This is a genomic window from Methylobacterium nigriterrae, assembly GCF_037106235.1.
Classification (GTDB): Bacteria; Pseudomonadota; Alphaproteobacteria; order Rhizobiales; family Beijerinckiaceae; genus Methylobacterium; species Methylobacterium nigriterrae.
In genome coordinates, this window is record NZ_JBAWTG010000482.1 from 1 (window position 1) to 618 (window position 618).

Annotated in this window: 1 protein-coding gene; it reads right to left on the reverse strand. The window is 70.2% G+C overall.

Annotated features, from left to right (window positions below; genetic code table 11):
* Positions 1–376: 376 nt before the first annotated feature.
* Positions 377–618: hypothetical protein (locus WDW90_RS37850; protein WP_336492837.1), on the reverse strand; the 242-nt coding region annotated here is incomplete at its 5' end.

The following is a 618-nucleotide window of genomic DNA, read 5'->3' on the forward strand; positions in this document are numbered from 1 at the left end:
TCCAGCGGACGCGGCAACTGCGCGCCTCCATCGCGGAGCAGCAGAGCGCCTTGCGGACGACTCTCGAGGGGACGCGCAAGTTGCTGGCCCGTGCCCGCAAGGTCGGGGCTCAAAAGCCATGGCAGCACAAAGCCTGAGCCGAGCAACGGCCTGCCCGCAGCTCGCTCTGATCGGGCCTGTCCCGCCGTCGGACCTTAGTGGAGGCTCAACCCGCCGACGTAGCGCCGATTGGGCGTTATGGAGCCGCTGAGTGGCTTCGGATACGCCAGGACTTCGGCACGGTGTTGCTGCCGTCCAGCCGGAGCGACCGGACCAGGGCGCCGTCCACGTCCGGGAGCCGCGCCCTGCTGGTCGCCGGTGGGAGGGGGCAGGCGGATCATAGAGCGTCGTGCTCGGTCTGAAGGACGCGCAGGTGCTCGCGCATGTCCGCGAGAGTGGCCTCGAACCCGGCGAGGAGGTCTTCGGCCACCGCCGTGTCGTGTCCCTGCTTCCGGAGCCGGGCAACGAGGGCGATCTGCCGGGCGACGCGGGCCTCGCCCTCGACGACGTGCCGGGTCGCCACGTTGAGGGGCGTCTCGTCCGATCCCGTTATCTCCCGCCTCCTCTGGCTTCCGATCC